The organism is Deinococcus radiopugnans ATCC 19172, from assembly GCF_006335125.1.
GTDB classification, from domain to species: domain Bacteria; phylum Deinococcota; class Deinococci; order Deinococcales; family Deinococcaceae; genus Deinococcus; species Deinococcus radiopugnans.
Map to the genome: position 1 here is coordinate 1 of NZ_VDMO01000069.1, position 1,037 is coordinate 1,037.

2 protein-coding genes are annotated in these 1,037 nt (G+C 60.4%); both read left to right on the forward strand.

Annotated elements, in window-relative coordinates; genetic code table 11:
- The first annotated feature begins 33 nt into the window (after window positions 1–33).
- Window positions 34–561, forward strand: a complete 528-nt coding sequence (locus tag FHR04_RS20685) for a winged helix-turn-helix domain-containing protein (RefSeq protein WP_139405055.1) — start codon at window positions 34–36, stop codon at window positions 559–561.
- On the forward strand, window positions 540–1,037 hold a 498-nt coding region (locus FHR04_RS20690), incomplete at its 3' end, for an IS630 family transposase (protein WP_139405056.1). The genes FHR04_RS20685 and FHR04_RS20690, both read left to right, overlap by 22 nt.

A 1,037-nucleotide genomic window follows, 5' to 3' on the forward strand; every position in this document is an offset into this window, starting at 1 on the left:
TAAGTAGATCGCGAATAAGAAGTAGAATTAGGGATGGGTCGTCCCGCACGACAGATCGAGATCAGCGAAGCCGCCGACCAACAGCTCCATGCACTGGAGTTCAATGTGCATGTCCACCCGAAAGTGCGATTCCGTGCGACCCTACTCCGCCTGCACCGCGCGGGATGGACCGTCGCACAACTCGCGCAGCACTTTGAACGAAATCCTCAAGCAGTCCACAACGATCTCACCCGGTTTGAACAGCACGGTGTGGCGGGGCTTGCCGATGGGCAAGCCCCAGGGAAGCCATTGCTGGTCACACCGCAGATGGAACAGTTCCTGCGCGAGAAACTGCGTGAAGATCGCTTCTGGACGGCCGCCCTGTTGTGTCAGGCAGTGGCTGAACAGTTCCACGTGCGGGTCAGCCCACGGACTATGACCCAGCATCTGCACCGTCTCGGCTACACCTGGAAGCGGGCGAGGTACTCGCCCGCCAAAACCCTGGAGCCGGCGGTGCAGCACGAACACGCCGCGTCCATCGAGACGTTAAAAAGGGGGCATTGGACGGCAAACTCCGCTTAAGCTTTCTGGATCAGACCGGATTGGGTCTGATGCTCTCGATCGGTGCGACCTGGACGCCTCGGGGCTCGGGCTGTCAGTTTGAGATCCCCACGCGGTGGGGATCGAACGGCCGGATCAACCTGATGGGCTGTCTCACCCTCGACAGCGCCGTGACCCGTTTGGACGTGCGGGAACTGAACGGGAACTGCACCGGCGAACAGGTCATTGAATTTCTCGACACCTTCGCCCAGCGCTGTGATCCACAGCGCTGGACCGTCGTCGTTCTGGACAATGCGCCCTTTCACAAGGGCGCAGCGCTGCGTCAGCGAATCCCGCACTGGGAGACCCTGGGCTTATATCTCCGGTATCTGCCGCCCTACGCGCCAATGTTGAACCTGATTGAGGCCGTCTGGCGACGACTTAAGGGATTTTTGCTGCCCAGGCGCTGCTATGACACTGTCGCCGAATTGCGCAAGGCCCTCTACGCGGCCTTAACG